The 6,906-nt window shown below is 51.3% G+C and carries 8 protein-coding genes; 6 read left to right on the forward strand and 2 right to left on the reverse strand.

The genetic code is table 11. The features are described from left to right. The 3 genes from sat (at window position 1) to POTG_RS20080 (ending at window position 3,198) form a co-directional block, all read left to right on the forward strand. The gene (sat, locus tag POTG_RS20070) at window positions 1-1,173 is read left to right on the forward strand and encodes a sulfate adenylyltransferase (protein ID WP_009226670.1); all 1,173 of its coding nucleotides are present in this window, start codon (window positions 1-3) and stop codon (window positions 1,171-1,173) included. Between the two features lie 94 nt (window positions 1,174-1,267). Continuing rightward, window positions 1,268-2,038, forward strand: a complete 771-nt coding sequence (gene cwlD, locus POTG_RS20075; RefSeq protein WP_009226671.1) for an N-acetylmuramoyl-L-alanine amidase CwlD — start codon at window positions 1,268-1,270, stop codon at window positions 2,036-2,038. Window positions 2,039-2,082: 44 nt separating this feature from the next. Continuing rightward, window positions 2,083-3,198 (forward strand): Mrp/NBP35 family ATP-binding protein, encoded by a 1,116-nt coding sequence (locus POTG_RS20080; protein WP_009226672.1) that lies wholly within the window; start codon window positions 2,083-2,085, stop codon window positions 3,196-3,198. Window positions 3,199-3,248: 50 nt separating this feature from the next. Here POTG_RS20080 and gerD read toward each other — a convergent pair whose 3' ends face one another. Next, entirely contained in the window at window positions 3,249-4,043 is a 795-nt protein-coding gene (gene gerD, locus POTG_RS20085) for a spore germination lipoprotein GerD (RefSeq protein WP_009226673.1), read from the reverse strand. 138 nt (window positions 4,044-4,181) lie between these two features. Here gerD and POTG_RS20090 point away from each other — a divergent pair, with 138 nt between their 5' ends. Continuing rightward, window positions 4,182-4,790: a KinB-signaling pathway activation protein gene (locus POTG_RS20090; RefSeq protein WP_009226674.1), complete on the forward strand. Its 609-nt coding sequence runs from the start codon at window positions 4,182-4,184 to the stop codon at window positions 4,788-4,790. A gap of 22 nt (window positions 4,791-4,812) precedes the next feature. Here POTG_RS20090 and pdaB read toward each other — a convergent pair whose 3' ends face one another. Then, window positions 4,813-5,622 (reverse strand): polysaccharide deacetylase family sporulation protein PdaB, encoded by an 810-nt coding sequence (pdaB, locus tag POTG_RS20095; RefSeq protein ID WP_009226675.1) that lies wholly within the window; start codon window positions 5,620-5,622, stop codon window positions 4,813-4,815. Window positions 5,623-5,746: 124 nt separating this feature from the next. Between pdaB and POTG_RS20100 the strand changes: the two genes are divergently transcribed. Then, window positions 5,747-6,373, forward strand: a complete 627-nt coding sequence (locus POTG_RS20100; RefSeq protein ID WP_009226676.1) for a stage II sporulation protein M — start codon at window positions 5,747-5,749, stop codon at window positions 6,371-6,373. 129 nt (window positions 6,374-6,502) lie between these two features. Beyond that, window positions 6,503-6,733 carry a hypothetical protein gene (locus POTG_RS20105; protein WP_009226677.1) on the forward strand — a complete coding sequence of 77 codons (231 nt, stop codon included), beginning with the start codon at window positions 6,503-6,505 and terminating at the stop codon, window positions 6,731-6,733. The last annotated feature ends 173 nt before the right edge of the window (window positions 6,734-6,906 follow it).

Here is a 6,906-nt window from a genome sequence, read left to right on the forward strand (position 1 = left end):
GTGACGTCAATATTACCGCATGGTGGGAGCCTGATTAACCGGGTTGTGACCGGACCACAACGAGAAAGCCTCCTGGAACAGGCGAAGGGCCTTCCGGCCATTCTCATTAATAACTGGACGATTTCGGACCTGGACCTCATTGGGGTGGGGGCATTTTCGCCATTAACCGGGTTTATGAACGAAGACGATTATCGGTCGGTTGTCGATCGCATGAGGCTGGCTGACGGAACGGTATGGAGCATCCCGATTACCCTCTCCGTAGCCCGGGAACAAGCGGAAAGCCTGGAAATTGGAGAACAGGTCGCGTTGGTTGGTGAGCAGGACGGCGTTGTTTACGGTCTGCTTGAGATTGGCAGTATCTATTCCGTTGATCAGGCAGAGGAAGCACGCAAAGTGTTCAAAACCGATGATCCTGCACATCCCGGAGTGAAGAAGCTGCTGGAACGTTCGCCTTACTACGTTGGCGGTTCGATTCAGGTGTTGAACCGGCCCGAACCGGCGCGGTTTAAGGAGTTTTATTTTGATCCGGTGGAGACGCGGCGGATCTTTGCTGAGAAGGGTTGGAGAACGGTGGTAGGGTTCCAGACCCGCAATCCGGTTCACCGGGCACATGAATATATTCAGAAGAGTGCGATGGAAATCGTGGATGCGTTATTCCTGAATCCGCTGGTTGGCGAGACAAAATCGGACGACGTACCGGCAGATGTTCGGATGAAGAGCTATTTGACTCTGCTGAAACACTACTATCCCGCAAATCGCACGTTTTTAGGGGTGTTCCCGGCAGCCATGCGGTATGCCGGACCACGTGAAGCGATTTTCCATGCGATGGTTCGCAAAAATTACGGATGTACGCATTTTATCGTAGGCCGCGATCATGCGGGGGTTGGCGATTACTACGGCACGTATGAGGCCCAAGAAATTTTCTCGAACTTCACGCCCGAGGAGCTGGGCATCACGCCGCTGTTCTTTGAACACAGCTTCTTCTGTACGAAATGCGGGAATATGGCTTCCAGCAAGACCTGCCCGCATCCGAAAGAGGATCATCTGACCTTGTCCGGCACGAAGGTTCGCGGCTTGTTGCGCGATGGGATTTGTCCGCCGCCGGAATTTACCCGGCCGGAGGTTGCCGAGGTCCTGATCGAAGGGATGAAGCAGCAGGTTCAACCAACTTAATTCACGGGGGTTAGCTTAGCCCTGCATGAGTCATATTTGTCCACCTTGTCCCATATCATGAGTAATGTCATGAAGGGAGAAAGGTGGCTTTTTTATGCGCGATCGAGATAAGGTGACGTTATGGATTTCTCTGAACCACATCAAAATAGCGCTGATCGGCGTGGGTCTGGCTGCCGTGATCCTTGGGTTGGCCTTCTACCGAGTGCCGGCGCAGAAAGCCTGGAATTATTGGAGCCTCCCGCTGGCGGGTCAAGTGATCGCCCTGGATGCTGGCCATGGCGGACCGGATGGCGGAGCCAGCAGTAAACAGGGGCTGATCGAGAAAGACATCAATCTCGCCGTCTCTTTATATCTGCGCGATTATTTGCAGCAGGCGGGTGCGGTTGTCGTCATGACCCGCGAGGAGGACAAGGACTTGGCAGCGGCGGACACGAAGGGCTACAGCAAACGGAAGACCGAGGATTTAATGACCCGGGTCCGTTTTATTGAGGAACAGCAGGCCGATCTGCTCGTGAGTATACACATGAACAGCATTCCTTCTCCGCGCTGGCGAGGCGCGCAAACGTTCTATTACCCTAATCATGCGGATAACGCAAATCTGGCTGCGCTCGTACAGGAAGAGCTTCGACGGAATCTGGAGAACACTGACCGGGTTGCGAACCGTGCGGATAAGAAGGTGTATCTGATTGAAGCGATGAAGATTCCAGCTGTCCTGGTGGAGGTGGGGTTCTTGTCGAATCCAGAGGAAGCGGGGCTGCTTGGGATGGAATCGTACCAGCGGAAAGTAGCCGCTTCCATTTATCAGGGGATCTTGCGATATTATTCTGGAGAAAAAGTACAAACCCCGGCAGAGGATGTCAGGTAATGTTATAATAGACCTAACTATCTGATGAAGTCGAGGTGCTGTCAGTGATTACGAAGGAGCAGCTTCAGGCAACGTTACGCCCGGTTGCAGAACCAACCACAGGTCTCAGTCTAGTCGACCTCCAGTGGATTCGCGATATCATGATTAAGGAAGACCGCGTCTCATTAACCGTTGTCGGCTTTGAGAAAGGCAGTGCGGCACAGGTGGAAGCCGAACGGGAGATCCGCTTCCGCTTATCCGAAGCGGGGGTGAAGGATGTTCATCTTCGCTTCCGTGAAGCTTCGGAGCAGGAACGCGAGGCAGCGTTTAGCGCGGCTCGTCAACCTTCGGATTCATCCCATAGTGAACGCAGCGAACTGAAGGGGCATGGGGCAGGTCTGGAAGGGGTGCCGATTCTTGACCCTAGATCTGGCGTTCAATTTATTGCTGTTGCCAGCGGCAAGGGCGGAGTGGGCAAATCTACCGTCACGGTAAATTTGGCGGCGGCCCTGGCGCGTCAAGGCAAGAAGGTTGGCTTAATTGATGCCGACATCTATGGCTTTAGCGTTCCCGATATGATGGGGATCGAAGAGGCACCGCTGGTAGAGAACGGCCAAATCTTGCCCGTAGAACGCTTTGGTGTCAAGGTCATGTCGATGGGCTTCTTTATCCAGGACAATAACCCTGTGATTTGGCGGGGACCGATGCTGGGGAAAATGCTTCGGCAATTTTTCAGCGATGTCCAGTGGGGCGATTTGGATTATATGCTGCTTGATTTTCCGCCGGGTACAGGGGATATCGCTCTAGACGTACACCAGATGATTCCGCATAGCAAGGAGATTATCGTCACCACCCCGCATGCCACTGCAGCTTTTGTTGCTGCCCGGGCCGGGGCAATGGCGCTGCGCACGGAACATGAAGTGCTGGGCGTCGTCGAAAACATGGCTTACTACGAGTGCTCCAAATGCGGCGAGAAGGATTATGTCTTCGGACGCGGCGGCGGCGCTCGTTTGGCGGAGTCCTTACATACCGAATTGCTGGCGCAATTCCCGCTGGGAGCGCCGGATAACCATCCGTCCGAGCCGGACTTTTCTCCGTCGGTGTACAAAGCGGAGACCCCGGTTGGTCGGCTGTATGACGAGCTGGCACAGCGCATCGTGCTGAAATGCAAAAAAGACTGACCCTTAACGGGTCGGTCTTTTTTTGGGGGGGATGAGCGTTAGCTTGCGGCTTAAGAAGATCCACCGCTGCCTTCGCCCTCTTTGCTTTGGCCGCCTTCATCGCCGCTGCCTTCGTCACCGCCGCCTTCGTCCTGCTTAGGCTCTTTTTCCACCTTCGGCTGCAGTTGCTCTTGAACGACGGTTTTCAACAGCTCAAGCACTTCCAATTTGAACAACGGACTTTGCATCGCTTCCTGCATGACCGTCATGGATTGCTTGCGGTAATCCGGCGTCTTGGTTAAATCGAGGAACATCTTCATGACTTCCGGCGATTTCAGGATTTCGCTGATCGATTTCTGATAAGTAGGGTCTTTGATCAGCTGCATATGGAGCTCTTTGCTTTGGGCGTTGATCGCCTTCGCAAAATCCCCGGCAAACTGCGGATCGGTCATGATCTTCTCGATTTCCTTCTTGTATTCCGGGGAAGTAATCGTCTCCTTGACAGCCATACGCACCTCATTGGAGGTTTGGGACGGGAGAATCATCTTCACCCCAAACGTTCCGCCTCCGCTGCTTCCTCCGGATCCGCCCGACCCGGAACCGGAATCAGAACCGGACTCCGAACCGGATTCTGAGCCGCTGCTTCCGCTTCCACTTTCGCTGCTGCTTGGAGGATTGCTTAACGCCTCATATATAGCCTTTTTACCTTCGTCAGTCTTAAGAATATCGATAACCATCGATTTCGTTTCTTTATATCCCCCACCCTGGGAAGAGGAGGGGGAGCTTTGTTCAGAACCGCAGGCTGCAAGCGGAAGAGTGAATGTACATAAGAAGCATAAAATCCAACGGGTACCCCGCCATTTCATGGTTCCCTTCCTCCTTATCATCATTGCTAAAGTTAGTATGCGGCTTAAAAACGGAAATATCCCAACGAAAAGCTTAAAAACAATGGTTTTTTACCGGGATCGTTGGTAAAATATTTCGTTAGTGGAGGTGGAAGGGGCTTGAACTTAAAAAAGTGGCTTTACTTATTTGGGACAACCTTAGCCGTAGGGGCGGCGGGGTCGCTGATGGTCGGGCTGTTGCTGCAATGGACCGATACCCTGCAATATAAAGGCCTGACCGATATTTTGGTCAATGTCGGGATATTACTTGGCGTTGGCATTATGGTTAGCGTGTATTCCCAAATGGGCTTTTTCGCATATTTAATGATCAATTATATGGGGAACGGTGTCTTCTCCAGAAGAACATGGCAATATGTGCAGCTGGTCTTAACCGCTTTAGCGCTGCTGGAGCTGATGTTCCTGCGGATATTCGTGGGCGGCGAGAAGAACGGGTTTTCCGACCTGATCCTTGGCATTATCATTCTTATTGTGGCTGTGGGAACTGCGTTTTATAAGGCCAAATTGACGAATGCAACCGCCTGGATTCCCACGTTGTTCTTTATGATTGCAGTTACGATCGTGGAAACTGTCGGCGTATTGAAGATTGGTGTCAATTCCGCGACGGCTTGGATTGTTGCGCCATTAATCGCATGTAATGCTTACCAGATCTTAATTCTACAGCGAGTGTTGAACTCTGGAAATTCAGAAACACAAAAAAGCCCAGCCTAAACTGGGCTTTTTTGCTACAAATTCACAAACCGACAGCGTATTCCAACTGCTTCTTCAGCCACGCTTGATCGCGGACTTCGTTGCCTTGAACGCTGGCTTCCTGCAGCAGATCCGTTACGGTCACAAACTCATAGCCTTGCTTCCGCAGCTCATCGATGATGATCGGCAACGCCTCGTGCGTCTGCTTCACCGAATCGCTGGCATGCAGGAGAACGATATCTCCGGGATGGGCTTTCTTAACGACGCGGTCAACGATGGTTTGAACCCCTTTGTTCATCCAATCCTGGGAGTCAGTATCCCATTGGATGACTTTGTAGCCTTGGCTTGCAGCAATTCTAAGCACGCGCTTATCGAAGTCGCCGTTCGGAAGCCGCAGCAGCTTGGGAGGTTGGCCTGTCACTTCGGTCAAAATCGTATGAGAGGTAGAAATTTGACGGGCAATTTCCTCGTCACTCAGGCTGCTGTAATTCGTGTGTTTATGCCCGTGGCTTCCAATTTCATAGCCTTGCTTCTGAATCGCCTTGACGATGTCCGGATGGGTCTTGCTCCAGGGAGAAGACAGGAAGAAGGTTGCTTTCTGCACATTCTTCTCCTTCAGCACGTTGAGAATCGGCTCGGCCCGCGTATCGCCCCAACTGATATCGAAGGTAAGGGCTATGACTTTTTTGTTCGTGGACACGCTATAAATAGCGGACGGAGCGCTTTCCTCTGAGAATACCGTGACATGGCCCTGCTCCACGTAGATGACGCCGGCAGCAAAAAGGGCCGCAGCGAAGACAAAGAAAAAGCGTTTGATTTTCTTCCCGTTAAGGACATAGAAGAAGTTGTTCATGAACCTTTAAGCCCCTCTCGTTATCAGAATGAAATGATCTGAACTGATCCGCTTGTACAAATGTATGCTTGTTCCACAGCTTTATGACGCTTGGCCGATCATAATTTGAAGGAGATTTGATGCGATGTTCTCGATTCGGAGATTTATCTGCGACTTACGCAAATATAAGAAAGCGATGCTGCTTTCAATCCTGATTTTTGCGGCGGGACTTGCTCTGGGGGCGGCGAACGCCGACACGTTAACCCGCATCGTAATGCCTGACCTCGAACGGCTTAGTCGGGTCAGCCGGGATTTGGCGCAGTCGGATCATCCGGAGTGGAGCTTTTTCCTGTTTATCTTTTTTAATAATGTGACTAAAAGTATCGGTGTGATGCTGCTGGGCGCCATTCTTGGGATCTTACCGGCTTTCTTCTTGCTGATGAACGGCTTGGCATTGGGGTTTGTGGTGATGGCGGCTGGCGGCCGAGGTGAAAATTTGATGGATCTGATCGTTCGTGGTCTGCTTCCCCATGGGATCATTGAAATTCCCGCGATTCTGATCGCCGCAGGCTTTGGGATGCAATTCGGCTACTTGGCACTAAAGAGCTTGGGAGAGGCCGGTTCCAGAGATGCCTCGGAGCGTACGGTGGATTGGAGGGGCTTTCTTGTTTCTGCCGGGCGGGGGGCGGTCTGGATCGTTGTTATGCTGCTGGTTGCTGCGGTGATTGAGAGCACGGTAACTTTTTATCTCGTCGGTGGAGCAGCAAGTTAGGCATTTGAAAGTTAAGCGATCAATGATTTTCGCAAGCATTCATAAATTTCCCAAAAAGTGAGCATAACATTAAAGCATCTATAAATAGACCGATACCTTATAACATGGGTTGAACAAGGAGTGTTGTGCATGCTGGGAATGTTGTTCAGTGATAAGGAATGCAAGGAACTGGATTATGTGCTGCGAAAAGAATTGGATGAAATGCTGCTCGATCTGAACGATACGCGTCTGGATCAAGAGATTCGCCATGCGATCGCCAACCGCTACAAAACGATTTTCCGGATGTATGCTCGCTTTGCTCCCTCCAAAGAATTATCGAAATATGCCCGGCGGGCCCGCTTTCCACAAGCCAAACAATAGGCTAAGATATAGTTGACGGCAGGGCTGTTCTTATGGTAAATTAGCAATCGTCCTTGTTTTACAGGACAAGCAGTTAAGGGCAGGAAAACATTAGCAAGAAAAAAGTTTAAAAAAACTCTTGCAAAAACCTGACTGACTGTGATATATTATAAAAGTCGCCGCTGAAACACAGC

This window comes from Paenibacillus sp. oral taxon 786 str. D14, from assembly GCF_000159955.1.
GTDB lineage: Bacteria > Bacillota > Bacilli > Paenibacillales > Paenibacillaceae > Fontibacillus > Fontibacillus phoenicis.